Annotated in this window: 31 protein-coding genes; 13 read left to right on the top strand and 18 right to left on the bottom strand. The window is 40.2% G+C overall.

The genetic code is table 11. From position 1 onward, the window contains the following. Positions 1-118 precede the first annotated feature (118 nt). The 3 genes from ABJF11_RS07250 to ABJF11_RS07260 form a co-directional block, all read right to left on the bottom strand. Complete coding sequence (locus ABJF11_RS07250; RefSeq protein ID WP_348119085.1) at positions 119-616, bottom strand: cupin domain-containing protein; 498 nt, start codon at positions 614-616, stop codon at positions 119-121. Continuing rightward, positions 613-1,725: a DEAD/DEAH box helicase gene (locus ABJF11_RS07255; protein ID WP_348119087.1), complete on the bottom strand. Its 1,113-nt coding sequence runs from the start codon at positions 1,723-1,725 to the stop codon at positions 613-615. The genes ABJF11_RS07250 and ABJF11_RS07255 overlap by 4 nt, the downstream gene beginning before the upstream one ends. Positions 1,726-1,807: 82 nt before the next feature. Next, positions 1,808-2,089, bottom strand: coding sequence for a DUF427 domain-containing protein (locus tag ABJF11_RS07260; RefSeq protein WP_348119089.1), 282 nt, complete (start codon positions 2,087-2,089; stop codon positions 1,808-1,810). 258 nt (positions 2,090-2,347) lie between these two features. Between ABJF11_RS07260 and ABJF11_RS07265 the strand changes: the two genes are divergently transcribed. Genes ABJF11_RS07265 through nth form a run of 3 tightly spaced genes read left to right on the top strand, consistent with a single transcriptional unit; the run spans position 2,348 to position 3,861 of the window. Continuing rightward, positions 2,348-2,947, top strand: coding sequence for a sigma-70 family RNA polymerase sigma factor (locus ABJF11_RS07265; protein ID WP_348119092.1), 600 nt, complete (start codon positions 2,348-2,350; stop codon positions 2,945-2,947). Further along, on the top strand, positions 2,922-3,152 hold the full coding sequence (locus ABJF11_RS07270) for a hypothetical protein (RefSeq protein ID WP_348119093.1): 231 nt from the start codon (positions 2,922-2,924) through the stop codon (positions 3,150-3,152). The genes ABJF11_RS07265 and ABJF11_RS07270 overlap by 26 nt, the downstream gene beginning before the upstream one ends. Positions 3,153-3,207: 55 nt before the next feature. Beyond that, the gene (gene nth, locus ABJF11_RS07275; RefSeq protein ID WP_348119094.1) at positions 3,208-3,861 is read left to right on the top strand and encodes an endonuclease III; all 654 of its coding nucleotides are present in this window, start codon (positions 3,208-3,210) and stop codon (positions 3,859-3,861) included. On the opposite strand, the gene ABJF11_RS07280 is transcribed toward nth, so the two are convergent. Continuing rightward, positions 3,845-5,341 carry a hypothetical protein gene (locus ABJF11_RS07280; RefSeq protein ID WP_348119095.1) on the bottom strand — a complete coding sequence of 499 codons (1,497 nt, stop codon included), beginning with the start codon at positions 5,339-5,341 and terminating at the stop codon, positions 3,845-3,847. The two genes, nth and ABJF11_RS07280, sit on opposite strands and share 17 nt — an antisense overlap. A 338-nt stretch (positions 5,342-5,679) precedes the next feature. Between ABJF11_RS07280 and ABJF11_RS07285 the strand changes: the two genes are divergently transcribed. The 4 genes from ABJF11_RS07285 to ABJF11_RS07300 all read left to right on the top strand — a co-directional run bounded on the left by ABJF11_RS07285 (position 5,680) and on the right by ABJF11_RS07300 (position 9,789). Beyond that, positions 5,680-6,045, top strand: coding sequence for a hypothetical protein (locus ABJF11_RS07285; RefSeq protein ID WP_348119096.1), 366 nt, complete (start codon positions 5,680-5,682; stop codon positions 6,043-6,045). Between the two features lie 34 nt (positions 6,046-6,079). Continuing rightward, complete coding sequence (locus ABJF11_RS07290; RefSeq protein WP_348119097.1) at positions 6,080-7,618, top strand: YifB family Mg chelatase-like AAA ATPase; 1,539 nt, start codon at positions 6,080-6,082, stop codon at positions 7,616-7,618. Positions 7,619-7,805: 187 nt separating this feature from the next. Further along, positions 7,806-8,537 carry a C-type lectin domain-containing protein gene (locus ABJF11_RS07295; RefSeq protein ID WP_348119099.1) on the top strand — a complete coding sequence of 244 codons (732 nt, stop codon included), beginning with the start codon at positions 7,806-7,808 and terminating at the stop codon, positions 8,535-8,537. A gap of 142 nt (positions 8,538-8,679) precedes the next feature. After that, positions 8,680-9,789, top strand: a complete 1,110-nt coding sequence (locus tag ABJF11_RS07300; protein ID WP_348119100.1) for a DUF4249 domain-containing protein — start codon at positions 8,680-8,682, stop codon at positions 9,787-9,789. A gap of 96 nt (positions 9,790-9,885) precedes the next feature. On the opposite strand, the gene ABJF11_RS07305 is transcribed toward ABJF11_RS07300, so the two are convergent. Then, positions 9,886-10,914 carry an isoaspartyl peptidase/L-asparaginase gene (locus ABJF11_RS07305; RefSeq protein ID WP_348119102.1) on the bottom strand — a complete coding sequence of 343 codons (1,029 nt, stop codon included), beginning with the start codon at positions 10,912-10,914 and terminating at the stop codon, positions 9,886-9,888. A 144-nt stretch (positions 10,915-11,058) separates the two neighbouring features. On the opposite strand from ABJF11_RS07305, the gene ABJF11_RS07310 reads away from it, so the two are divergent. Genes ABJF11_RS07310 through ABJF11_RS07320 form a run of 3 tightly spaced genes read left to right on the top strand, consistent with a single transcriptional unit; the run spans position 11,059 to position 12,832 of the window. After that, on the top strand, positions 11,059-11,445 hold the full coding sequence (locus ABJF11_RS07310) for a TraR/DksA C4-type zinc finger protein (protein WP_348119103.1): 387 nt from the start codon (positions 11,059-11,061) through the stop codon (positions 11,443-11,445). Next, on the top strand, positions 11,446-12,006 hold the full coding sequence (gene scpB, locus ABJF11_RS07315) for an SMC-Scp complex subunit ScpB (RefSeq protein ID WP_348119105.1): 561 nt from the start codon (positions 11,446-11,448) through the stop codon (positions 12,004-12,006). 55 nt (positions 12,007-12,061) lie between these two features. Then, on the top strand, positions 12,062-12,832 hold the full coding sequence (locus ABJF11_RS07320) for a pseudouridine synthase (protein ID WP_348119106.1): 771 nt from the start codon (positions 12,062-12,064) through the stop codon (positions 12,830-12,832). Here the strand turns inward: ABJF11_RS07320 and ABJF11_RS07325 are convergent, their stop codons facing one another. From ABJF11_RS07325 to ABJF11_RS07345, 5 genes are all read right to left on the bottom strand, one after another. Further along, positions 12,833-13,492: a phosphatidylserine decarboxylase family protein gene (locus tag ABJF11_RS07325; protein WP_348119107.1), complete on the bottom strand. Its 660-nt coding sequence runs from the start codon at positions 13,490-13,492 to the stop codon at positions 12,833-12,835. Positions 13,493-13,514: 22 nt separating this feature from the next. Further along, positions 13,515-14,789: a Glu/Leu/Phe/Val dehydrogenase gene (locus ABJF11_RS07330; RefSeq protein WP_348119109.1), complete on the bottom strand. Its 1,275-nt coding sequence runs from the start codon at positions 14,787-14,789 to the stop codon at positions 13,515-13,517. A gap of 84 nt (positions 14,790-14,873) precedes the next feature. After that, entirely contained in the window at positions 14,874-15,713 is an 840-nt protein-coding gene (locus ABJF11_RS07335) for a phosphatidate cytidylyltransferase (RefSeq protein WP_348119110.1), read from the bottom strand. Beyond that, complete coding sequence (locus tag ABJF11_RS07340; protein ID WP_348119111.1) at positions 15,694-15,900, bottom strand: hypothetical protein; 207 nt, start codon at positions 15,898-15,900, stop codon at positions 15,694-15,696. The genes ABJF11_RS07335 and ABJF11_RS07340 overlap by 20 nt, the downstream gene beginning before the upstream one ends. Next, positions 15,893-16,816 (bottom strand): CPBP family intramembrane glutamic endopeptidase, encoded by a 924-nt coding sequence (locus ABJF11_RS07345; protein WP_348119113.1) that lies wholly within the window; start codon positions 16,814-16,816, stop codon positions 15,893-15,895. Before ABJF11_RS07345 ends, ABJF11_RS07340 begins: the two co-directional genes overlap by 8 nt. 81 nt (positions 16,817-16,897) lie before the next feature. On the opposite strand from ABJF11_RS07345, the gene dusB reads away from it, so the two are divergent. Genes dusB through ABJF11_RS07360 form a run of 3 tightly spaced genes read left to right on the top strand, consistent with a single transcriptional unit; the run spans position 16,898 to position 19,626 of the window. Further along, on the top strand, positions 16,898-17,896 hold the full coding sequence (gene dusB, locus ABJF11_RS07350; protein ID WP_348119114.1) for a tRNA dihydrouridine synthase DusB: 999 nt from the start codon (positions 16,898-16,900) through the stop codon (positions 17,894-17,896). Further along, positions 17,893-18,780, top strand: coding sequence for a DMT family transporter (locus ABJF11_RS07355; RefSeq protein ID WP_348119116.1), 888 nt, complete (start codon positions 17,893-17,895; stop codon positions 18,778-18,780). The genes dusB and ABJF11_RS07355 overlap by 4 nt, the downstream gene beginning before the upstream one ends. Before the next feature lie 9 nt (positions 18,781-18,789). After that, entirely contained in the window at positions 18,790-19,626 is an 837-nt protein-coding gene (locus tag ABJF11_RS07360) for a lysophospholipase (RefSeq protein ID WP_348119117.1), read from the top strand. Positions 19,627-19,656: 30 nt separating this feature from the next. Here the strand turns inward: ABJF11_RS07360 and ABJF11_RS07365 are convergent, their stop codons facing one another. The 8 genes from ABJF11_RS07365 to ABJF11_RS07400 form a co-directional block, all read right to left on the bottom strand. After that, positions 19,657-20,232 (bottom strand): hypothetical protein, encoded by a 576-nt coding sequence (locus ABJF11_RS07365; protein WP_348119118.1) that lies wholly within the window; start codon positions 20,230-20,232, stop codon positions 19,657-19,659. A gap of 66 nt (positions 20,233-20,298) precedes the next feature. After that, complete coding sequence (locus ABJF11_RS07370) at positions 20,299-21,075, bottom strand: helix-turn-helix domain-containing protein (protein WP_348119119.1); 777 nt, start codon at positions 21,073-21,075, stop codon at positions 20,299-20,301. 30 nt (positions 21,076-21,105) lie between these two features. Further along, positions 21,106-21,453 (bottom strand): nucleotide pyrophosphohydrolase, encoded by a 348-nt coding sequence (locus ABJF11_RS07375; protein ID WP_348119121.1) that lies wholly within the window; start codon positions 21,451-21,453, stop codon positions 21,106-21,108. Then, the gene (gene dtd / locus ABJF11_RS07380) at positions 21,453-21,905 is read right to left on the bottom strand and encodes a D-aminoacyl-tRNA deacylase (RefSeq protein ID WP_348119123.1); all 453 of its coding nucleotides are present in this window, start codon (positions 21,903-21,905) and stop codon (positions 21,453-21,455) included. Before dtd ends, ABJF11_RS07375 begins: the two co-directional genes overlap by 1 nt. Further along, positions 21,877-22,584 (bottom strand): NAD-dependent epimerase/dehydratase family protein, encoded by a 708-nt coding sequence (locus tag ABJF11_RS07385; RefSeq protein ID WP_348119125.1) that lies wholly within the window; start codon positions 22,582-22,584, stop codon positions 21,877-21,879. The genes dtd and ABJF11_RS07385 overlap by 29 nt, the downstream gene beginning before the upstream one ends. Before the next feature lie 159 nt (positions 22,585-22,743). Continuing rightward, complete coding sequence (gene atpC, locus ABJF11_RS07390; RefSeq protein WP_348119126.1) at positions 22,744-23,001, bottom strand: ATP synthase F1 subunit epsilon; 258 nt, start codon at positions 22,999-23,001, stop codon at positions 22,744-22,746. An 8-nt stretch (positions 23,002-23,009) separates the two neighbouring features. Next, entirely contained in the window at positions 23,010-24,515 is a 1,506-nt protein-coding gene (atpD, locus tag ABJF11_RS07395) for a F0F1 ATP synthase subunit beta (RefSeq protein ID WP_348119127.1), read from the bottom strand. 105 nt (positions 24,516-24,620) lie between these two features. Beyond that, a complete protein-coding gene (locus tag ABJF11_RS07400; protein WP_348119130.1) occupies positions 24,621-25,838 on the bottom strand; it encodes an ATP-binding protein in 1,218 nt (405 codons plus the stop codon). Positions 25,839-25,862: the final 24 nt, after the last annotated feature.

The following is a 25,862-nucleotide window of genomic DNA, read 5'->3' on the forward strand; positions in this document are numbered from 1 at the left end:
CACTTTGAAATAGACACTTAACATATATTTATTGAATCACCATAGCGGTGCTATGCCTCTTCAATATAAGTGCCTCTTTCTTTATGCTTTCATCACGATTCCTAATGCATAATCCAGGTTAAACTCTGGTCAAGGATTCAATTAATGCAGTATGTTGTGGATATTCAGTCTGCAGTTTGTGGCGGTCAGCCATTTCGAAATCTTCAAAATCAAATCCAGGAGCCACGGTGCATCCCACCAAACTGAATCTTCCGTTTCTCTTAACCCGAGAAGCGAACCAACAATTGGCAGGAACGACTGCCTGCGGTACCTGACCTGCTGAAAAGTCAAGACCGAGTTGGACAATTTTTAAATCTCCATCGGGTTGAAAAACAAAAATCTCCAGGGGATCTCCTGAATAGGAGTGCCACATTTCGTCTGATTTGATTCTATGAAATGCAGAAAATGTATCATGAGTCAATAAAAAATATATCCCCGTTGATATATTACGTTTCGATTCAGTTCCGCCTATAAATAATTGCTCGTTGGAACGATATGTTTCCTTATAATATCCCCCTTCGGGGTGTAGCTCAAGGCTTAGCTGATCTACCCAATATTTTGCGTCCTTATTTGTCAATCCTTAATACGGGTCATCTTTATTTTTAGGCTCTGTTCATAAAACCTAATTCGATTAATTTCTGCCTCCGATATCAAGCACAAAGACAATCCATTGGCACCTGCTCTACCGGTTCTTCCACTTCGGTGGGTAAAATATTCCAAATGCTCTGGCACCTGATAGTGCACCACATATGACAAGCCTTTGACGTCGATTCCTCTGGCAGCTACATCCGTCGAAACCAAAATCTGTAAACTTTCATTTTTGAAGGCTCTCATTACTTTATCGCGCTCCTTCTGTTTCATATCTCCTTCAAGAGCGCCAGCAGCAATATTTTTTGATTGCAGCTGCTTACTCAATGTATTAGTAGCTGCTTTGGTATTGCAAAAAATGAGTCCTCGATTAGCACCCTGCGCTTGCAAAAATGAAAGCAGAACCTTCACTTTATCTTTTGGATCTGATATTACGAACTGATATTCGATATTTTCATTGGCTCCCTTCTTTTTCAACTCTACACGGGCGGCCTTTTGCGATAGATAGGTCTGAATCATTTTCTTGACCCCCTCTGGCATGGTGGCAGAAAAAAGCCACTTATTGCTTTTGGTTGCCGTATGGTCCAGAATCTTATTCAGATCCTGCTTAAAACCCATGCTGAGCATTTCGTCCGCCTCATCAAGTACAACAATGTGTACATGATCTAAAGACACGGCCTTACGCTGTAGGAGATCAACCAGCCTGCCAGGCGTGGCCACAAGGACTTGGGTGGGTCTACGAAGACGACTTATCTGCTCTTCTATTCTCGCCCCACCAAATACTGCTTCGGTAAATACTTTTTCAGAATATTTTGTAAACTTAAAAAGTTGCTTCGCAATCTGCTGACAAAGTTCTCGAGTAGGGGCAAGCACTAATGCCTGAATATGTTCTTGTTTAGGATCGATATGTTCAAGTAACGGCAAACCAAACGCAGCCGTTTTTCCTGTACCGGTCTGGGCCTGTCCGACAAAATCGGTTTCTCCGTTGACTAAGATGGGGATGGCTTTTTCCTGAATTTCAGAAGGCGTTTTTATTCCTAATTCATTTAATCCCTTGATCAAAGGTTTTGAAATTCCTAAAGCTGAGAATGTGGACACGGCTATAATATCATTTGTGAAGGCACAAAGATAGACAGCCGTATGCACACTCTGTCATAAAAGTATTTATAAAACCCTGGATCTACTTTGTCACTTCGACACCTTTCCAAAAGGCAACATAACCTTCAATGTTTTTAGCCAAATCTGATGCTGACGGGTAATACCATGCAGCATCTGCGTTGCTTTCGCCATTGACCTCCACAGTATAATAGCTCGCTACCCCTTTCCATGGACAAGTAGTATTGGTGTCGCTTGGCTTGAAATACTCCTTATTAATAGAAGAAGCAGGGAAATAATGGTTGTTTTCGACTACAAGTGTATCATCACTTTCGGCCAAAACCTGACCGTTCCAAATTGCTTTCATAGTATTTTTTAGATTTTTGATATAAACTCAATTAGGGGTATTACAGTTCCATTATTGTCTTATTAATCGAAAGTACTCCTACATTGATCGAATTTTATAGAAATATACTTATATAAAATAGAACTTTCATAAGATTTTAAAAGGATCAGATGTAGGCAACAAAGTTACTTTCTGCGCTGCCTTTCTTTGAAACTCAATTCTTTAACCAAACACGACAATATGGTTTAGACGACTACGTTAAACAAAAGTGTTATACAGATGAATAAATTTGGTGTTAGTGACAGCTTATTAGTATCACATTACAAAAATGGTAGCGAAGAGGCCTTTGAAGAGTTGGTGGCTCGGCATAAGTCTCGTGTTTTTACTACTATTTACCTGATTGTAAAAGATAAATATGTTGCTGAGGATTTGCTTCAGGAGACATTTATCAAGGTCATAAAGACAGTTAAGTCGGGTAAGTATAATGAAGAAGGCAAATTCCTTCCCTGGGTATTGCGAATTGCGCACAACCTGGCGATAGACTTTTTCAGAAAGGACAAACGATACCCAACGATTGTAATGGAAGATGGAAGTGGAGTGTTCAATACGCTCGCATTTTCTGAGGACTCTGCGGAGTCCGTTCAAATCAAACAAGATACTAATGCGTTGTTGAAAAAACTTGTTCAGGAATTACCTGAAGTACAGAAAGAAGTTTTAATAATGAGACACTATATGCAAATGAGTTTTCAAGACATTGCAGAGTCCACTGACGTCAGTATCAATACAGCACTAGGTAGGATGAGATATGCCTTGATCAATTTGCGTAAGAAAATGCAAAAATTGAACATCGCCTATGATCACAACTTTTACCGAAAATGACCTTCTTCGCTACATCTACGGAGAGTTCCAGGACAACGAAAAAACGGATATCGAGAACGCAATAGTTTGCGATTCAGAATTAGAAGCCAAGTTTTTCAATCTTAAACTTGACAGCTCTATTCTTGACGGACTTATTTTTGACCCCGCTGAATTTACTATTGACAAAATATTTAATTTTTCAACTAACTATCAGTCTGGTTCCTAACTAAGGAATTTCAATAGAAAGTAAAATTAGTCGCTTCTTTTTGTACATTCGAATTATGAACAAAAAGGATCGATATCAGTTTTTTATTGACTATTTCAGCCGCAACAATCCTGAGGCTGAAACCGAACTCCATTACGAAAACCCATTCCAGCTCATAGTGGCAGTGGCACTTAGTGCTCAGTGCACGGACAAACGGGTGAATATGGTCACCCCAGCCATCTTTGAGTCTTTTCCTACTCCAGAGGCCATGGCTGCGTCCAATTTTGATGAGCTTTTTCCATACATTAGAACTATCTCCTATCCCAATAATAAAACCAAACATTTATTAGGCATGGCCAAAATGCTGGTCGAAGATTTCAATTCTGAAGTACCTTCAGACCTCAACGATCTTCAAAAACTACCAGGTGTCGGAAGAAAAACGGCTAACGTGATTGCATCTGTAATTTTCAATCAACCAACTATGGCTGTGGACACGCATGTTTTCCGTGTATCCAAGCGTCTCGGTCTGGTGACTCAGTCGGCAAAAACTCCATTGGAAGTAGAAAAGCAGCTAATCAAATATATTCCTGAAGAGCATATTCCGCAAGCGCACCATTGGCTCATCTTGCACGGCAGATATATTTGCCTAGCCAGAAAGCCAAAGTGCAGTCAATGCGAAATTTCTCTGATGTGTAGATATTTTGAAAAAAACCTTACTTCTTCAAATTAGCCAGAGCTTCCAACATCATTTCCCATAAGTGCTCATATGGAATAATCTCGAAGTCTGAGAACGGAGCATGCGCCTGTTTCTCGACCAAGCGTTCGAGGTACTTTTCGCTTTTGGCTCTAGTTTTATTTACATCGTATTCAGCGGTTTTCAGCGCTTTGAGCATTTTATAAAATTGCTTTTCTCTCGGGTTTTTACCGGGCTCATTCAAATTTTTGAAAAAGTAGTTTTCCGCTTCTTCCAATTTAAGTGCCGCAGTATCCATTCTTTCTTTATTGATTTGGTGAATGAACTCCAGCAGTGGCAAAGTCATATAGTATCCTTTTGACTCTATGTAATAGTAAGCTGCCATATCATAAACATCTGAGAACCTGACTCTCTTTAGCATGTTCACATTTGGCTTTGTAAAATTCAGATACGCTCTAAATATTTTCCACCTTCCAATTGTACTTTCCTGCGCTCTGGAAAAATTAGGATTTCCTAATACGTCGTCCAAAATAGTCCTGGCCAGTTTGTAATCTTGATTGTGCATAGCCAAAAGAAAGTAAGTCTCGGAGTGATCAAACCATCGCTCGGTGGACCTGTCCATGTGACTGAACCCTGCCAGAGCTTCTTCGTAACCTTCTTTATATTTCTCAGCTGCAAGTAGAGCTCTGGTCATCATATAACTATTATAGCCCATGTCAAACCTGTTTTCATCTACTTTAGATTTTTGAATGGTTTTGGTTGATTCCTTGCATAGTTTATGCAGACCGTCAAAGTCTTGATTGAGCAAATGCAACCAGGCATTGAGCTGATATAAGACTAAAAAAATGTTGACAGATTGTGTCGACTTCCAGGATTTTTCTGCTCTCGCGATAGCTGACTCCAAATGTTCATGACAGGTATTTCTAGAATGAATGGATTTTGACATCAACATTCTCATTTTTAAGAAAACATCTTGAATACTCTTTTCTTCAAGATCCAGTTTTCTCAATTCAGCAATTCTACTCACAACAATCTCAAAATCCGTAGGCTTACAATCATGCGAAAGAATATCACTTTTGAGCTCTAATGCAGCCAAAAGAGCAGAGGTGATTTGATTCTCTTCTGCCAAGGTGATACACTTATTTAGTTGCTTCTCAGCTATAGCATACTGCCCTAGTTGAAACAAAATATGCGCTTTATGGATGTATTCTTTGCACTCCAGATCTACTTTTATGCTATGACTAAACGACGGATCGTCAAAGTCCATGTGATACAATAAGTCATAAAGTTTATGACGTAATCTAGATTTGAGCATTCTGAAGCGCTGATCATAGATATCAGAGCCATACATGCCCTCTGCCGCACTTTCATCTGTTGGATATTCACCTTGGAGGACACCGTTGTAGAGCATTTGCTCTTTTCCAGGGTTTTCGACGTCACCAGTAAGGTTTATTACGTCGTAATTACTTTTTAGACCATGGGTAACCAGGTCGACTAACGTGTTAATCTCTTTCATGCTGCTGTTACGTTTATGATTGGTAGTTCATAAAAGGTACGGCTGCTGACACCTCACCTTTGGTTGAATCAACCAAAAAGGATATAATTTTTCTCAATGTGCAATATAAAATATTGCGCTCTGTTTTCCTTATAAGTTTAAGTTAATTGGCTTTTAGACTGCCTCAATACCCATTCTAGAGACAATATTTCAGTTAGGGTATGAAGGAATAGTTGGCATTGATAGATTAAAATTAATTTAATATTTAAATTAGTCTTCTGGAAGCATTGGACTTTTTAAAAGTAGAAAAATTTATGCTTCCAATTTGACCAGCTACGAGATTTAGAACATTTAGACGCATGAAAAAATTCAAAACTATTTTCTATGGCCTGTATATCTTATACTTCGCCTTTTCAGCTTTCATTGCGTTTTATTATGAAAAAATCGTTTTGCACTGGGACTGGGATTGGATCAGCACCTGGACTGGATTGATACGATTAGTGTTGCAAATGGGAGCAGTTGGTTCCATTTTGTTCATTACAGAAATAATTGTAGAAAACATTCATCTTATTTCTAAGAGAAGTAAAATTAAGGCGTTGGAAAGTGAGATTGTAGATCTTAAAGCCAAGCTCTATGATAAATCTAATGAACGGGAAACTGAATCGAAGTTTGAGCCGTCCCCCGCAAGCACATCAGAACTACCTCAAGCACCCAAAGAAGAGTAGTCTAAATCAATCAATACCTACCAAACATATCTAAATGCTAATCAAAACCTTCGGAAGTGCGGTTTACGGAGTGGATGCACATATTATTACAATTGAGGCCAATGTAATATCAGGAACCAAATTTTATATGGTCGGATTACCTGACTCTGCTGTTAAAGAGAGTGAACATAGAGTAGAGTCAGCACTCAAACAAAACGGCTACTTTATGCCTAGACAAAAGGTAATTGTAAATTTGGCGCCTGCGGATATTAAAAAAGAAGGCTCTTCCTATGACCTACCCATAGCATTGGGCATTCTCAGCGCATCCGGTCAGGAACAGCTGGAAGGGCTGGATCAATCAATTATCATGGGCGAACTTTCATTGGACGGCGACATTCGGCCTATTCGAGGCGCCTTACCTATAGCTATTGAAGCACGAAAGAGAGGATTCAAAACTTTTATATTACCAAAAGAAAATGCTTCAGAGGCCGCCATTGTTGACAATCTAGAAATCATCGGTGTACAAAATATCAAAGAAGCGATCGATCATCTAACCAATCGTAAAAAAATACCGATGATTGACTACGATACCAGAGATGTATTTGAAGTCAATATCAATCAGTATGCTGCTGATTTTGCAAATGTACAGGGGCAAGAAAACATCAAACGCTCGTTGGAAATTGCTGCTGCAGGTGGGCACAACGTAATCATGATTGGGCCTCCCGGTGCTGGCAAAACTATGCTGGCCAAACGGCTACCATCAATACTACCACCGCTCTCTCTTCAAGAATCATTAGAAACGACTAAAATATACTCTGTGGCTGGTCAGCTGAAGGAGGATTCTTCACTGGTAGCCACCAGACCATTTCGCTCACCTCATCACACGATTAGTGATGTGGCTCTTGTCGGTGGAGGAGGAAATCCTCAGCCTGGAGAAATTTCTCTTGCCAACAATGGTGTACTATTTTTGGATGAACTCCCTGAGTTTAAAAGAACAGTTCTCGAGGTGATGAGACAGCCGTTGGAAGAGAGAAAGGTCACTATAGCCCGAGCTAAAGTATCAATCGAATTCCCGGCCAATTTTATGTTGATCGCTAGCATGAATCCTTGCCCTTGCGGGTATTATAATCATCCTGAAAAAGAGTGTGTGTGTGCTCCAGGTGTAGTTCAAAAATACCTCAATAGAGTAAGTGGCCCGTTATTGGATCGGATTGATTTACATGTAGAGGTGACTCCAGTATCTTTTGCCCAACTTACTGAAGACAGAAAAACAGAAAGTAGTGAGGTCATCAGAGCGCGAGTCATTGCCGCTAGAATGGTTCAACAAGACAGGTTTAAGGATCAGCCCGAAATATTCAATAACGCCATGATGAATTCTCAGATGGTAAAGTCAATATGCGAGATAAACCAGGCTGGAAAAAATCTGCTTAAGACTGCTATGGAAAAATTGGGACTGTCTGCCCGAGCTTATGATCGGATACTGAAAGTAGCTAGAACCATTGCTGACCTCTCAGGCAAAGATGAAATACAGATTGAGCACCTGGCCGAAGCCATACAATATAGGAGCTTGGATCGAGACGGTTGGGCCACATAGTACCTCTCGGACTCACAGCAGATTATTCTCATGCTACAACATTTTATTTGGTTAATTCAATGAAAAAATCTTTTTCTTGCGGCATCTCAAACCGTCTATGTATTAATACCGCTGATTCTTCTAAAAATAGTACAACCTAAGTGTCAAAAGAATGGGAATTACTTATTTTTGAATCATGTACCCAAACATGAAAAACATATATTATCTCGTATTCGGATTATTAGTTTCCTGTCTTGATTCGACCGAAGATTCAAATGAGGAGTTCTCGAATGAGCTGGGAAATAAATTTTGTGAACGATTTGAAACCAATGACTATTCCTCATATGATGACGTCCAGCCAAAATGTCAATATACTCATGAGGACGGTCAAGATATCAGAACTTACGAATTCATTGGGTGTAAAACCCAGGCTCAATACACGCAATGGCTGGACTCCATGAGGTGCTATGATCTTGTGGGACTAAACTCAATTGGGTTCTCGTACTTTGATGGCGTACGTGAGGTCTCAGGCGGTACGGTTGAATGCGACTGTAGCAGAGATTTGAACATTGTTGGATATAAATATATTGGTAAGTTTAATGAGCATTATTACTACACTTCCAATAGCCGTACTTCTTGGTTAGACGCTAACGATCTAGCCAATCAACACGGCCATCTTGTCACAATTACATCTGAAGAAGAAAATCAGTTTATTCTAAATATCCTAAGTAATGGCACTGCATGGATTGGCCTTCATGACTCAAATACAGAAGGAGAGTTTGAATGGGTCACTGGTGAAACTGTTGAATATACCTACTGGAGAAATGGTGAGCCAAATAATGTAAATGACGGTGATTATGTGCTTTCCTGGAACACGAATGGATGGCTTGATTTAAATAATTCAGACAATGTGTTTTCACATATTTTGGAGATAGAATGATTGATTATTACTATAAGGGCAACATCAATCAGTCGGTTTTGAGAATCATTCTGATCATCAAACAAGAAATCGTCATGTCGGCTGAATTAGCACCTATTTTATTTAACTCAAATTCTATTTCACTTTACCGAATACACTTTTAATGAGATTTACCCTATCGATATTTCTGTCAATCCAGTTGGTGTTTTTCAGCTGTGTGGAAAATTTTAGTTTTGAAAGTGACGATGAGGAACAGGCTCTAGTCGTAGAAGGGTTCATCACTGATATTTCATACAATGATGCCATCTTTTTACCAATGGATGCACGCAATTTTGAGATTAGATTGAAAATGTCATCTCCTGTAATTAATGTGCAAGATCAACCCGTATTGTATGCTGAAGTGAAATTATATGATGATTTAGGCAATTGTTGGGACTACACGGACTTGAGCACAAATCTAAGACCTGGAGTCTATGCACTGATGAATGACGACTTTAGTGTCCAACAAGATCGCATGTATCAATTGCAAATTGTACTTGGTGATGGTAGACAGTATGAATCTGGATTCGAATCAGTCCCAGCTGCAATTCCTGCTGGTGAGATAATCACTCAACAGACCGTCAGACCACAACTTCTTGAAGATGAAACGACTATCGCAAATGTAGATGGGTTATCATTAAGATATAAACTAGACCCAAGTGCTAGGGCACCAGAAGAAAGTCATTATGTCTGGGATTTTACAACGACATACGGATACCTTGCTTTAAGCAACCAAGACAATTCTTCTCCTGTCCGTAAATGTTGGATGACTACTGTCTATGATCACTCACAAATTACACTCGTTGATAATGTCCAGGAAGAACTAGATTATGAACTTTTGTTTTTTGACGTAGGCCATCAATGGCTTCCCGAAGGGATATCGTTATTGATAAGTCAGTATTCAGTTTCGAAGGATTTCTATCAGTTTTATGATGATATCCAAGCCCAAGAGCAGCAGTCTGAATTGTTTGCTCCACCGCCTTTCAACACCTCCAGCAACCTCTACCCGGTCGGTCACAACTCGCCGGTAATCGGATTTTTTCAAGTTGCAAATCAAAATGTGTATCGGTGGATATTCTCGCCCGAAATGCTTGATTTTGCAATCCCGTACCCCGAATGGATGCGTGCTGGATGCGATGCACTTCCTCCTCCGGAGTGTTTTGATTGTACTCTCGCAACTCCACCTCCAAGAGGATATTTGGTAAGAGATAAGCCTGAGTGGTGGATTGATTAGATTCTATCCTCACTATTTGCTTGACAGACTGAAATTCGATTTATTCAACTTTGAGTTGCAGATCAAGTCTTAGCGAATTTTAGATGCTTAGATTACTCATCCATCTGCCATTTTGAAAATTAATGTTTTTGCTTCTTTTCCTTTCTGCATGTAGCCGCGATACATACCCGAAGTATTAAATATCATTGAAATGTTGCCTTTAGAATCAAGTGCTATGACTCCACCGCCACCGCCAAGTAGTTTTAGCTTTTTCATTACCACTCCATAACTAGCTTCCGCAAGTGACTTATTTTGATATTCCATCCGAGCAGCAATATCATATGCGACTACGCTCCTAATGAAATACTCGCCATGACCGGTAGCTGAAACTCCACATATTCTATTTGCGAAAGTGCCTGCTCCAATCACCGGGGCATCGCCTATTCGACCATATTTTTTATTCGTCATTCCACCTGTAGAAGTGGCAGCACATATGTTTCCTTGCTTATCTAGGGCCACAGCACCAACAGTTCCATACTTCCAATCCTTCCATCTTTGGATGCGGCCTTCCTCATTAGACTGTTCTGCTTTTTTTAACTTTTCAAGCTGCTCTTTTCTTCGCTCGGTATAAAAATAGGATGGATCTACTAATTCCAAGCCTCGATCTCTGGCAAACAACTCAGCTCCTTCCCCTGACAACATCACATGCTCTGAGTTGTTCTTTACCGCTTGAGCAGCCAAAATGGGGTTCTTTACTGTCTTTATACCGGCAACAGCTCCTGCGGACCCGTCTCCTCCGTTCATAATAGAAGCATCCATTTCATTGGTCCCTTCATTTGTAAACACAGCCCCTTTTCCTGCATTAAACAGCGGAGAATCTTCCATGACTAGAATTGCAGCAATAACAGCTTCTTCAGACGAACCTCCCTTTTCAAGAATTTCATATCCAGTCTCCAAGGCCTGTTTCAACTTGCTATGATAGGCCTGTTCCAATTCGGGTGTCAAATTTTCTTTCAGAATAGTTCCCGCTCCTCCATGAATAACCAGACTCGGTCCTTCAACAGATTTGATATTCTGTGCATGAAGTTGAAGAGAGCAAAGAGTAAAAAAAGTAATGGCCAGGAAAAATATTTTACACTTTTTCATCGTTTAAGAGTGTTTTATTATCATTAGCTAATCTAACCAAATGGTGCTTAAGTAAATATTTTGAGCGACTACATTTTTTCCTTTTGTTTTTAACCACGTTGAGTTAGATTGCGCAAAATATTCTTGGATTAAAATGCTAAAAGTATGAGCAACGGAGAGAAAACAAGATATTCCCAGGAAGAGCTAGCTGAATTTGAGGAGCTGATCATCGGAAAACTTGAAAAAGCAAAAAGTGAGTTGAAGTATATCAAAGAGTCCCTCACAAGAAGTGGTGATTCAGGAACTGATAGTACTTTTGGTAACGTAAAAACACTGGAAGATGGTGCTGATACGGCAGAAAAGGAAAGCCTTAATCAGCTGGCCGCAAGACAACAAAAGTTCATCACCAATCTTGAAAATGCCTTGATCAGAATCAAAAACGGCACATATGGTATCTGTAAAGAAAGTGGTAAACTAATCAGCAAAGAACGCCTAAGAGCTGTACCACACACTACGCTATCGATTGATTCTAAATTGAAGCAAAGCAACTAATTGGATTATCTGGCGAATCATATCGAGGCACTGGTTTTTTGTTCGCAAAAGCCTATCACAGATAATGAAATCAAAGATTGTCTTTCAGAAATGTTCGAAGCAGAAGTGCCACTGACAGATATTCATGATGCAATCGCCAAACTGCAAGAAAAATACAAAAATGATGAATACTCGTTTGAACCTGTGCTCAGTGGCGGAGGGTTTCAATTCCTAACCAAACCAGCTTACCAGGCGAGTATTGGCATTCTTCTAAAACAACAATCTAAGAAAAGGTTATCAAATTCATCACTGGAAACCCTATCGATCATTGCCTATAGACAACCTATCACCAAGGGTGAGATGGAACAAATACGTGGGGTCAATTGTGACTATGCCGTTCAGAAACTTCTGGAGAAAGAACTAATCGAAATAAAAGGCAAGTCTGAGGCCGTAGGGCGCCCAATTATCTATGGAACAAGCCCAAACTTTATCGATTACTTTGGGATCAATGACTTGAGTGAGTTACCTACTCTAAAGGATTTCGAGCAGAAGGAAAACGAGATAGGTGAAGAGAAAGAGTAAATAGCGCGTTAGTGATTCCTCCCTTTTCGATACTTTTGCAGGAATTAAGAACACCATGCGAAAGAGAACAAACCCCAAAAGCCAAAACAAACCAGCAGAACAGCCCGAAACGCTTGCATATCCAGCTCGGCTAAATAAGTTTATCTCCAATGCTGGAATATGCTCCAGAAGAGATGCAGATGTGCTGATAGCAGAAGGTAAAATCAAAATTAACGACAAGCTGGTCACCGAATTGGGCACCAAAGTGGAATTTGATGATGTGGTGAAGTTTAATGGCAAAGTGATCAAACCACAGAATTACGCTTATATTTTACTTAACAAGCCTAAGGATTACATCACGACCATGGATGATCCGGAGAAGAGGAAGACGGTCATGCAGCTCATAAAAGGATCCACTGAAGCTCGAATTTATCCAGTAGGAAGATTGGATAGAAATACTACAGGCCTACTGCTTTTCACCAATGACGGTGATCTCTCACAAAAACTAACTCATCCATCATATAAAATAAAAAAGATCTACCAGGTAGAGTTAGATAAGCCACTGACGGCATTCCACTTTCAAGAAATAGCTAAAGGCATTACGCTTGATGATGGCCCTGTTAAGATTGACGAGATTGTCATCTTATCTGAAGATAAAAAGTCTATCGGAGTCCAAATTCATGTCGGAAAAAATAGGATTGTAAGGAGGATATTCGAACACTTCGAATATGAGGTAGTCAAACTTGACAGAACCATGTACGGTCAACTCACCAAGAAAGAGCTACCTAAAGGTAAATGGCGAAACCTGACTGAAAGAGAAGTGGTGGTGTTGAAAAATCTTTCGTAATTATCTCAAAGTAGCAATCACAGTTCTGCCACCTTTCGTAATATCACCGATGTTGACATTAACGTCAGTATCTACTGGTAGGAACACATCAAGTCGAGAACCAAATTTGATAAACCCATACTCTTGCCCCTGCTGTATTTTTTGATTTGCAGAGACGTACCATTTTATTCTTCTCGCCACAGCGCCTGCTATTTGTCGCACAAGAATTTCCACACCGTTAGCGGTTTCTACTACCATTGTGGTACGCTCATTTTCTGTGCTTGACTTAGGATGCCAAGCCACCAGGTATTTTCCGGCATGGTATTCAAAAAATTTAACCAATCCTGCCACCGGAGTCCGGCATACATGCACATTCAGCGGTGACATGAAAATGGAGATTTGCTTTCTTTCCGTTTTAAAATACTCAGACTCTTCTGTGTTTTCTATCACCACTACCTTTCCGTCGGCTGGTGCCAATACCAAATTTTCGTTGATGTCTATTTGTATTTTTGGGTTTCTAAAAAACTGTAGAACCAATAAATAGACAATCAAACTTGCAATAAGGGCGAATTGATGTGCCATTTCGCTCGTCGGTAGATAATACCTAACGGCATAGTTGGCGAGGGCTAACACGCACAGTAGCACGAAGAGAATTTTGTATCCTTCTTTGTGAATGGTCATAATTATGAGAAATGGAGGATCCTTAAAATCCTCCTCTGTATTTATATGTTGTAGATACCTTTTCGATAGCCACGATATATGCGGCTATCCTCAATGATACTTTATATTCCTGAGATATTGCGTACACCTTATTAAAAGATGTCTTCATGATCCGGTCTGATCTACGGTTGACTCTTTCTCTGGTCCACTTGTATCCTAGTCTGTTTTGTACCCATTCGAAATATGAAACTGTTACACCACCAGCATTCGCCAAAATATCCGGAACTGCGAGTACATCGTTTTCTTGTAAAATAGCATCTGCTCTTGCGGAAGTTGGGCCATTGGCTCCTTCTACGATCAGCTTAGCTTTGATTTTTCCGGCATTGTCAAATGTGATCACATCTTCTTTTGCCGCAGGAATCAGTACATCTACTTCTAACAGGAGAAGTTCGTCTGGGTCTATTTTTTCTGCACCTGGAAATCCTTCCAGCTGTCCATTGTTGTTATTTCTAAACTCGATAGCTTCTGACATATTGATGCCACCATCATTGTAGTATGCGCCGGAGATGTCACTGACAGCCACTACACTTACTCCTCTTTCTTCGAGTAGTTTACCAGCCCAAGAGCCTACATTTCCAAAACCTTGAATTGCGCATTTAGCATTGAATGGATTGATTTTCATCTTCTCCATTGCCGCTAGCGCAGAAATCATTACTCCTCTACCTGTGGCCTCCGTACGACCTAACGAGCCACCCAATACAATTGGCTTACCTGTAACAACAGCGTTGACGGTCATTCCTTGTGCACGCGAATACTCATCCATCATCCAGGCCATTTCTCTTGGCCCTGTACCCATATCCGGTGCAGGTATATCTTTATCCGGACCGAAAATTTCATGCATGTTTTGCGTATAAGCTCTTGTCAGTCTTTCAACTTCTCCAGCAGACATTTCTCTTGGGTTACAGCAAATTCCACCTTTAGCTCCACCGTATGGTATATCCACTACAGCGCATTTCCAGGTCATCCAAGCCGCCAAAGCCTTTACTTCGTCCAAGTTGACACCCAGATCATATCTTACACCACCTTTAGATGGCCCTAGTATGTTAGAGTGAATCACTCGGTATCCTTCAAATACTTTGATTGAGCCGTCGTCCATGGTAACAGGCAACGAAACGATGGCCTGCTTGTATGGAGACTTTAGAACATTGTAAATTTCGTCGTCAAGACCTAGTGCTTGTGCCGCGATGTGAAATCTCGACATCATTGACTCAAAAGGATTTTCTTTATCCTTAATTGGAGCAGGTTCTATGTATCCCATTTTTACTGTTTGTGTGTTGTCATTTTTAGGTACGCAAAATTACACATTCATCCTGTCAAAACAGGAAATACGCTTAATATTCGATCATTCCTGAACAAAAAACTTTAAGAAAATAATGATGAATGGAATCGATAATAATAATCCGTCAAATCGATCCAGGAAGCCGCCATGCCCTGGCAGTTTTTTGCCTGAATCTTTAATGTCCATACTTCTTTTAAATAGAGATTCTACCAGGTCACCGTAAGTACCGGCAATGATAGTAATGACTGATATTGCAACCCAATGCCACAGCGCCAGGTCAGTAAAAAAATAAGACACTCCTACCGCAAATCCCATCGAAAGTATGGCTCCTCCTACACTACCTTCCCACGATTTTTTTGGTGAGACTCGCTCAAAAAGTTTTCTCTTTCCAAATTGAATGCCTGCAAAATATGCGCCTGTATCGCTGGCCCAAAGGATCAAAAATATCCCGATTATTATTTGATAACTGTATCGGTCCAATATAAATGCTGCGACACTCAGTAGCGAAAATGGCAATGCCACATAGATGATTCCTAGAAAAGTAAAAGCAATATTAGTGAATGGCTTCTTCTCATCTTTTTTATACAGCTTGATAAAAAAAATACAGGAACTAAAAGGTAAAATCATGAAAAAAGAATCAAAACTAATTGTGCCTTTCTCTACCAGATAGATCATTGTGAATAGAATGACACCCATGATTGTTCCGAAAGTTCTGAGCGGCACAATACCATTGGCTATAATAAGTTTGTAAAATTCTAGTTGGGTGAGAATACATAGAAACAAGAAAACACAGAAAAAACCATATTCGTGAAAGGCGATGGCAAAGAGTACGACAAAGGCACCGATTAGGCCAGTTACCAAACGTTTGGCAAGGTCTGAAAATTTACTCGAACTTGATGTCATTCTCTATTATCTTAATCGCTCTTAGTACGTGATCAGGAGCAACCAGTACTTCAAAGTAGCCAAATTGATAGGCTGCATCCTTCTTGTTTACCATGACAGGCTGCAGTCCGGAATCCTTCAATACAGCCAATACGATATCAGCGCGATATTCATGCTTATCAGAAAAGACTTTTTGCCAGTTACTCATTTTCTAAATTATCTGTAATATGAAATTGTTTTCTGAACAATACAAACAGAATAGCGCCAATAATTGCAAAGGCAAGAGCTGTCCAATGGGATATAGATTCTGTAGTTTCAATATCATATTTTATCACTTCAAGCTGAAAAAGATAGATCATCAAAAGCGTGAAGCCATTGTTGATAAAATGAGCGAGCGAAGCATACCACAAATTGCGAGAGAAATAAAAAAGATAGCCGAAAAAAGCTCCCAGTGCCAATCTCGGAACAAAGCCGTAAAACTGAAGGTGAAAGGCACTAAAAAATACCGCAGTCACCCAAATTGCCATATGAGGATTGCGCCATTTGCCCTCCAGATACTTTTGAATCAGGCCTCGAAAAAGTAACTCTTCTCCAATCGCTGGTACTACGGCGACTACTAGCAACACGCAGATAAAATAAGCCGGGGACTTAAAATTTGTAAGATATTCAGTCATCAATCTTCCTTGCTCCTCCATTTGATCAAAAGTGGCTGCTACGGCATCAGGAAATTGAAAATTCATATTCCATTCGATCAACAAGCTATTGACCACCATAAGCATAAAAGTCAGCCCGAAAGTAAGTAGAGCAGCATTCGACTTGAATGTAGATGGGTTAAAATAGTCAGTGAGTTTATCAGCTCCATACTGTTTTATATACCAAGCAGGTATTAATATAAAGCTGCAAAATGCGACGGAAAATTGGCCTGCGACAAGAACCAACTGTATTTCAATCGTCGGCTCATTGTTCATTACCTGATGCATGATCTCAGCCAAACTCGAATCGATCAAAGATGCATACAAGGGCAAGAACAAAAATGGCGCAAAAACAAAACTAAATAGCGAGAGTAACACTGCTCCCATTACATGGGAAAATGGGTTTAGTAGGCCTTGTGGTGAATTGGTCATAAATGGACTAAATTTGCAACAAAAATGATCGGATATTCCGAATAAACAAAAAGTAGTGCTTGAATAGCTTTAGAATATGACATGGTACAAATAGGGAATATAGAATTAGGGGATTTCCCTTTGCTGCTGGCACCCATGGAGGACGTGAGTGACCCACCATTTCGTGCTGTTTGTAAGGAAAATGGAGCGGACTTGATGTATACCGAGTTTATATCGTCTGAAGCACTAATTAGAGATGCCGCAAAAAGCATTCAAAAACTGGATATTTATGACTATGAAAGACCAATAGGTATTCAAATATTCGGAGAAAAAATTGAATCTATGAGAGAGGCCGCAGCTATAGCGGAGGAGGCCAACCCAGAGCTTGTAGATATAAACTATGGCTGCCCGGTAAAAAAAGTAGCTTGCAAAGGGGCAGGAGCCGGTATCTTGCTGGACTTGCCCAAAATGCAGAAGATGACGGAAGAAATCGTGAATAGGGTAAGCAAACCGGTGACTGTGAAAACAAGATTGGGTTGGGATCATGATAATATCAGAATATTGGAGGTCGCCAAAAGATTACAGGATGTCGGCATAAAAGCGCTCAGCATTCACGGACGTACCAGGCAGCAGATGTATAAAGGTGAAGCGGACTGGAATCCAATTGCCGAAGTCAAAAACCATCCAGACATTCATATTCCTATTTTTGGTAATGGAGACATCGACTCTCCACAAAAAGCAAAACTATATAAAGAGGAGTATGGTGTAGATGGTATCATGATTGGGCGAGCTGCGATTGGCAACCCATGGATTTTCAATCAAATTAAACACTATTTCAAAACTGGTGAAGAGCTGGCTCCACCTACTCTCTCTGAGAGAATGAAAGCCGTAAAAAGTCACCTTAAGTTTTCAATAGAATGGAAGGGCGATAAAAAAGGTATTTTCGAAATGCGCCGTCACTATACGAATTATTTCAGAGGTATACCAGGATTCAAACCTTATAGAGCACGGCTGGTAGAATCACCCACCTATGCAGACACTGTTGAAATTCTCGATGAGATTGAAGAGGTCTTCCATGCAGGTAATCTAGTGAGTCAATGAAAGAAAGGCCATCGTCTCCAGGATTGCTTTCCTGGCTATTACTTATCTTATTGGCGTTGATCTGGGGAAGCTCCTTTATTCTGATCAAAAAAAGTTTGTTGTCTTTTACAGCAGGCGAGGTGGGCACTCTCAGAATGTTCATTGCATTTATAGGTCTACTACCCTTCTCACTACCAATTGTCAGGAAAATTGAACGGAAAAATTTACTCCCCCTTTTCCTTGTTGGATTTGTAGGGAGCCTTCTGCCGGCCCTCCTATTTGCCATCGCACAAACACAGCTCGAAAGTGCAATTACCGGAGTCATCAACTCACTAACTCCGGTATTTGTGTTACTCATCGGATTGGTTTTCTTTCAACAAAAAATCAATAAGATTAACGCTTTTGGTATTTTCATCGGCTTTCTTGGTTGCTCATTTATTATGCTGGGAGAGGCATACTTCGATCTTTCGGGTGTCAATTTATATGCCCTCTTTGTCATCGCAGCAACAATGATGTATGGTACAAGCGTCAACCTGATCAAGCAATATTTGTCTGAGATTCGCTCCCTGCATATTACAGCAATATCTTTCACTCTGGTGAGCCCAATAAGTCTGGTCTATCTACTATTTGCTACAAGATTTACTGACAAAATATCCATGGCACCTGAGTTTATCACTGGGATGATTTACGTTTCTACCCTGGCTATTATTGGGACAGCTTTAGCTTTGGTAATATTCAATAAATTGGTCAAAACGGCTTCTCCCATCTTTGCCAGCTCAGTTACCTATGTGATCCCAATTGTCGCCATTGGCTGGGGTGTTGTGGATGGTGAGGTACTCAATATTTATCAGATCCTCGGAATTGGGATTGTATTAGTGGGTGTCTATCTTACCAACAAAAAATAACTGCTCTTCATGGAGGAAATAGAAAATTTCAACCTTACCGCAAAAGACGGCACTACCTTAACTGGTCAGGAATGGCTTGTCGAGAATCCTAAGGCGGTTATCTGCCTGGTTCATGGCCTAGGGGAGCATATCGGCAGATATCGGCACGTAGCTGAATATTTCAACATAAACAAAATTTCTCTTTTTGCAACAGACCTTAGAGGTCATGGTAAATCGGAAGGCAAAAGAGGACATACGCCTTCTCATGAAATGCTCCTCGATGACGTAGAGGAATTACTGATGTATGCCAGGGCAGAATATAACGATACCCCCATATTTTTATATGGACATAGTCTTGGAGGCAATATTGTAACCAATTATATCCTTCGAAAAAGCGTCAATGAAATTAAAGGTGCAATTATTTCCTCTCCTTGGCTGAAGCTTGCAGTAGAACCACCAGCATGGCAAACCAAATTAGCGAAAGTATTTTCTCGTATTCTGCCATCCTTGACTCAATCCAATCAACTAGAAATCAATGATTTAACAAATGACGATGAGGTAAATCAGGCCTATAAGCAAGACCCACTCGTGCATAACAAGATTTCAACCCGTCTCTTCACCGAGTGCTATCGCGAAGGACTCTGGGCTTTGGAAAACGCTCATAAAAACAGAATTCCAGTGCTCATGTTTCATGGCTCTGAAGATCATATAACTTCTTCGAAGGCTTCAGCAGATTTCGCAATGGCATCAGAAGGCTCTGTCAGCTATAAACTATGGGATGGCATCAAACACGAACCGCATAATGACATAGACAAGGAGGAGGTACTAAAGACTATTGCAGACTGTTTGGCCGAAAGGATTGCTTAAGCAAGCTTTAAGAAAAACCTTCTCAATTTATTAATCTTCTATTCTATCAAAATACATAATCCAATTGACCTCCCACTGCTGACTCTCTTCATCATAATATGACTGATCCCAGTATACCTTGTCATTTCCAAGGCTCTTCCAGGTGAATTTCTGTCGAACCGTTTTATCTTGAAATTCCTCTTGTCCGTAAAAAATCCCAACGCCATTTTCAAAAGACCCTGTAGTTTGCTTTGTGACCCCTAAATGGAGATTCCAGTTATCCACCCAATAAAGAGTCCATTCATTTCGAGATGGGTCATATATCCGAATGGTGTTGCCTTTAAACATTTTTCCCTCTCTTGACTCCATTTCCAACTCGTCAATATTCCCAAAGCCATCGAGTATTTTCCAACAGCGACTTAAGGCTGTAGATTCTACCCATTCGTCGCTATTACTCAATCTTTGCTTTAAAATTTTGTTAGTGATTTTCCATTCACCGATCAGAAAATCAAATTCTGTTGGTCCGTTTTCCGCTACCTGACTAGAGTCTAAAGGGGCAGCTATTGATATCGAACTTAAGATGATAGATAAGTATACAGAGAGAAAAATAATTGTTCTGTGTGCCATGTAATTCTTAGTTTTTTGGAGCTAAGAAAACACTTCTAATTATGAATGAATTGTAAAAATCGCTCGCTAGGAGTAATAATTCATAGGTGATTGACCTGTGATTGAGCGAAAATCATGGATAAAGTGTGATTGATCATAGTATCGAAAAGTATAGGCCAATTGTGTAAGTGACAAAGTTGGAAATTGGCAATAATGATTATGGACTGCACCGATTCGAATAATTCGTTGAAACTCTTTGGGCGATAGTCCAATTTCTTTTGTGAATCTTTTTCTGAATTGAGCAGGACTAAGGTTTGATACCTCCGCCAATCTTTTCACCCTACCCATTCCTTTATCTCGAATCAATGATTGAACGGCCAATTCTATTGGTGAATACTCCAAATCCAGAAATCTCCTCACAAGAAACTGCTCTACAATTTTGCACCTTTCCTTATGGCATGACGCGTTAAAAACTTTGTCGGTCAAAATTTGTCCCGATGGCCCCCACACATCTTCCAAAGGCACTATTAAATTTTTGAATTGATCAATTGGGTTAGGGAAAAAATTTTGATAGCGCCCTGGTAAGAATTTCAATGAAAAAATCTTAACTCCTGGGTCAACTGCCATGGAATAGCCTAGATTATAGGGGCCAGCAAGAAAAGCTTTGGGTCGTTTTTCCCAACCATTTGTGAAGGACGTACTGTGATACACGGAGTGCCTCAACTGAAAAAGAATCTGAATTGCCCCCAAAGGTAGTACCTGGAATGACAGGCTCGATCCATTGTCCATCTCGAAAATCTCAAACCTGTCCAGATATCCATCTAGCATCTCAGGTTTAAAAATCTGTGAAGGGAATGTGCTCATCTTCTTGACATTCTTGGAAACGCCCTGTCTTTAATTTTCAGGAGGCTTTTGTTTCCATAGTTTTTTATTCTCCTTGTGACGCTTAGAATCGCGTTGGGTCTTCTTCTTGATATTTTTTTCCAAGGCCTTGGTGAGATCTACACCTGTTTGATTGGCGAGGCATAAGAGCACCCATAGCACATCTGCCATTTCATCCCCCAGGTCGCCATCTTCTTCTTTGTCCTTGAATGACTGATCTCCATATTTACGTGAGATAATACGCGCAAGTTCACCCACTTCTTCGGTAAGTACGGCAAGGTTGGTCAACTCATTAAAATATCTCACACCATACTTCTTGATCCATTCATCTACCTGCTCTTGTGCCTTTTCTATAGTCATTATTGCTTGTTTTTAGAATCCAGAGTAATAGTGACCGGCCCGTCGTTTACCAAGGCCACTTTCATGTCTGCTCCAAACTCACCCGTCTGTATAGTCTTGTTCAGTACGCCTTCCAACTGCTCGATAAATCGTTCATACAATGGAACCGCCGTTTCTGGTTTAGCAGCTTTGATATAAGATGGCCTATTTCCCTTCTTAGTACTAGCATGTAGGGTAAACTGACTGATGAGCAACACATCTCCATCCACATCGAGCAGACTGAGATTCATGACTCCGTTTTCATCATTAAAGATTCGCAAGTTAGATATTTTGCGAACCAGCCAATCAATATCTTCCTGATTGTCGGCTTCTTCAATGCCTATCAGGATCATTAATCCAAGTCCTATTTGACCAACCGTATGATTATTTATTTGTACTGACGCTTCAGACGTCCGCTGTAACACTGTTATCACCTTTGTATTCTTTGGTGCGTGCTATTCGTTTCATTTCGAGAGGCTTGTGCACATGTACCCCTGTTTCTCCGCTCAACGCTACATAGTATATGGCTTTTGCTACTTCAATACCTTCGATTGCCCAGAACTTTAGTCTCGATCCTATTATGAAAAAGGAAAGAACGCCTGATGCGATCTTGGCTACCTCTTCCCATAGTCTGAAATTTTTTCTATAACCAAGTAGTAGAGAAGGCTGATAAATGTGAAGTGCCCTCATATTAAGTTCTTTTAATGCATCTTCGATTTGGCCCTTGACTGCATTATAAAATAATCCGGATTGCGCGTTGGCCCCGTATGAAGATACCATATGAAACTGATCACATTGACTATCCTCCATGGACATCTTGGCAAGCTCAAGGGTATATGTAAAATCTACTCGGTAGAATGCCTCTTTTGATTTAGCCATTTCCATAGTAGTACCGATACAGCAGTAGTAGTCGTTTGCACTAATCTGATCTTTATAGTCAGAGAGATTATCGAAGTTGATCATCAGCTCTTCAATTCTATTATCCTTCACACCAGGAGAACTTCTCCCCACAATTAATATTTTGGAGTAATGATCATTCTCTAAGAGCACGTTTAAGAGCTCTCTACCTACCAATCCGGTGGCACCTACGATCAATGCTGTTTTGCCTGACATGTGTTTCTAATTAGAAGTCGATTAAATTAGATAGTTAGCCAACAAGATACAAAAAATTCATAAACTTATTGACAAATTTCAGTGGCACCGGTGGTGGTTTTACACAAAAAAAGCCATGAAACAAGTTTCATGGCTTTTAGCATTTTTTTACACCTGATCTTATTCTCCAATTGATTCCGCTAGCACTAAAATCTTATTATTTAGTACCTCCACGACTCCGCCGTCGATGCTGAAGTGAATTTCTTCAGGCTTATTTTCTTGCTGTCGAACAATCTTCACGTCTCCTTTACCTACTGAACTAACTAATGGTGCGTGATCATTCAAAATTTGAAAAGATCCATCGCTTCCGGGAAAAATAGCTGAATCTACTTCTCCTTCAAAAACGCTCTCGTCTGGTGTGATTATTTCCAAATACATAGTTGCAATTATTTAGCTTCTGCTAATAATTTTTCTCCTTTTGCAATCGCTTCTTCTATTCCTCCTACAAGGTTAAACGCTGCTTCAGGAAGGTGATCCAATTCGCCATCCATGATCATATTAAATCCTTTGATGGTTTCTTTGATGTCTACCAATACTCCTTTCAGGCCTGTAAACTGCTCCGCTACATGGAAAGGCTGAGACAAGAATCTTTGTACTCTTCTGGCTCTATGTACGACTTCCTTGTCCTCATCAGACAATTCATCCATACCAAGAATGGCGATGATATCCTGTAGTTCTTTGTATCTCTGAAGAATTTCTATTACTCGCTGTGCACAGCCATAGTGCTCTGCTCCAACTATTTCTTCGCTAAGAATTCTTGAAGTAGAATCCAAAGGATCCACTGCAGGATAAATACCAAGCTCAGAAATTTTTCTTGAAAGTACGGTTGTAGCATCAAGGTGAGCAAACGTAGTTGCAGGTGCAGGGTCAGTCAAATCATCAGCAGGAACATATACCGCCTGTACTGAAGTAATCGAACCTTTTTTCGTGGAAGTAATTCTCTCCTGCATGGCTCCCATTTCTGTAGCCAGTGTAGGTTGGTATCCTACCGCAGATGGCATACGCCCTAGTAGGGCAGACACCTCAGATCCAGCTTGAGTAAATCTAAAAATGTTGTCTACAAAGAAAAGAATGTCTTTTCCTTGTCCATCGCCATCTCCATCTCTGAAGTATTCAGCAACTGTAAGACCAGATAGAGCAACTCTTGCTCTTGCCCCTGGAGGCTCATTCATTTGTCCAAAAACAAAAGTTGCTTTTGAATCACTTAATTTTTTTCTATCAATTTTGGAGATATCCCATCCACCGCTTTCCATAGATTCCATGAACTCTTCACCGTAGTTCACGATGCCTGATTCAATCATCTCTCTAAGCAAGTCATTTCCTTCTCTTGTTCTTTCTCCAACTCCGGCAAACACGGAAAGTCCACCGTGTCCTTTGGCGATGTTGTTGATCAGCTCCTGAATCAAAACAGTCTTACCAACACCAGCTCCTCCAAACAATCCAATTTTACCTCCTTTTGAGTAAGGCTCAATCAAGTCGATTACTTTGATACCAGTAAATAATACTTCCGTAGAGGTAGAAAGGTCTTCGAATGCTGGTGCCTGCCTGTGGATAGGAAGTGTTTTGTCTCCCTTAGGCTGTTCGATACCATCGATTGCTTCACCGATTACATTGAATAGTCGGCCTTTAATATCGTCTCCAATTGGCATAGTGATCGCTGATCCGGTATCCGTAACTTCCATACCTCTTGTCAATCCTTCGGTACCTTCCATCGCGATGGTTCTTACTCTATCCTCGCCTAAGTGTTGCTGGCATTCCAACACTACTTTTTGTCCATTTTCTTTGGTTACGAACAACGCATCCAAAATATCTGGAACCTTAGCGCCATCAGATTCGAAGCTTACATCTACTACCGGGCCAATTACTTGTGTGATTTTACCACTATTTGCCATTACTTAATTGTTTATTTCAATGAAAAATTGTGTCCTGTTTTTTCAGAGTGCGAAGTTAAGGTATTAATTAGTTTTTCCCCAAGTATCGCATTTCTTTTTGATTGATTATGACTTTAATGAAATTCTGAAGGTTGTTCCTCTATTCACATCTGATCTTTTTACAAAGATTTTACCTTTGTGATAGTTTTCTATTATTCGTTTCACTAAAGTCAAACCAAGTCCCCACCCTCTTTTTTTGGTGGTGAAACCAGGCTGAAATATTTTCTGAATACCTGATTTAGAAATCCCCTTTCCAGTATCAGCTATGTCTATAATAATGTGTCCCTCGTTGGCTTTAAGAATTTTAATATGAATTTTTCCCTCACCTCCCATGGCGTCCACTGCATTCTTACAAAGGTTCTCGATTACCCATTCGAATAAGGGTTTATTGATATTGGCTTCCAATTCCTTATTAGGAAAACACACCAGGGTAAATTCTACTCTCGTTGAAATTCTTTTTTTGAGATAGTTTAAAGTCTCCTCTATCAGACCATAAACATTCGTACTTTGAAGAATAGGCTCAGAACCTATATTAGAAAAACGCGAGGTAATCATATTGAGCCGTTCGACGTCTTTCTCCAGCTCCCCTATCATTTCCATATCCTTCAGATTTTCATCTGATTTCAAATATTCTACCCAAGCCATGAGCGATGACAGCGGGGTGCCAAGCTGATGAGCCGTTTCCTTTGCCAGCCCAACCCAAACCTTATTCTGTTCTGCAGTTTTTGAATAGTTGAATACCAGAAATGCTATCATGCCAAAAATGCCAATGACCAATAGTTGTGTTAATGGATAATATTTGAGCTGCGTAAGCAGCAGAGAGTTTTTATAGTAAATAAACTGATATCCAGTAATACTTCCATCACGCCGAAGAGTCACCAGAAGTGGTTCATGTTCTTCTTCCATTTCTCTGATCTCATTGATTAGAATACGATCGCGTTCCTTTCTTGTCGTAGCTCTATCAGCTGCAGAAATGTTTTTGTATTCTAGAGGATTACCCAATTCGTCAGCCATTACCACCGGTATGGACTTGTTGGAAAGAATAATTTCGTCGAAAATAAAATTGAGGTCCGAGTTATTTTCCTGATTGGCAAAATACTCCAGGGTGTTGGCATAGAGCGCGATTAGCTTTTCCTCCCTTGATTTTATTTTTTCTACCAGTACATTGGTATAATAAATAGAAACAATGCTAATCACGATAGATATGGCAAGAACCACCCACTTGAACTTGGATCGATTTCTATATAAGTCTAACTGAGTACTATCGTATAGTTTTGAAGCCATTTTGGTTTTAATCCTGCGCAGCAA

The organism is Reichenbachiella sp. (assembly GCF_039941815.1).
In the GTDB taxonomy this organism is placed as follows: Bacteria; Bacteroidota; Bacteroidia; order Cytophagales; family Cyclobacteriaceae; genus Reichenbachiella.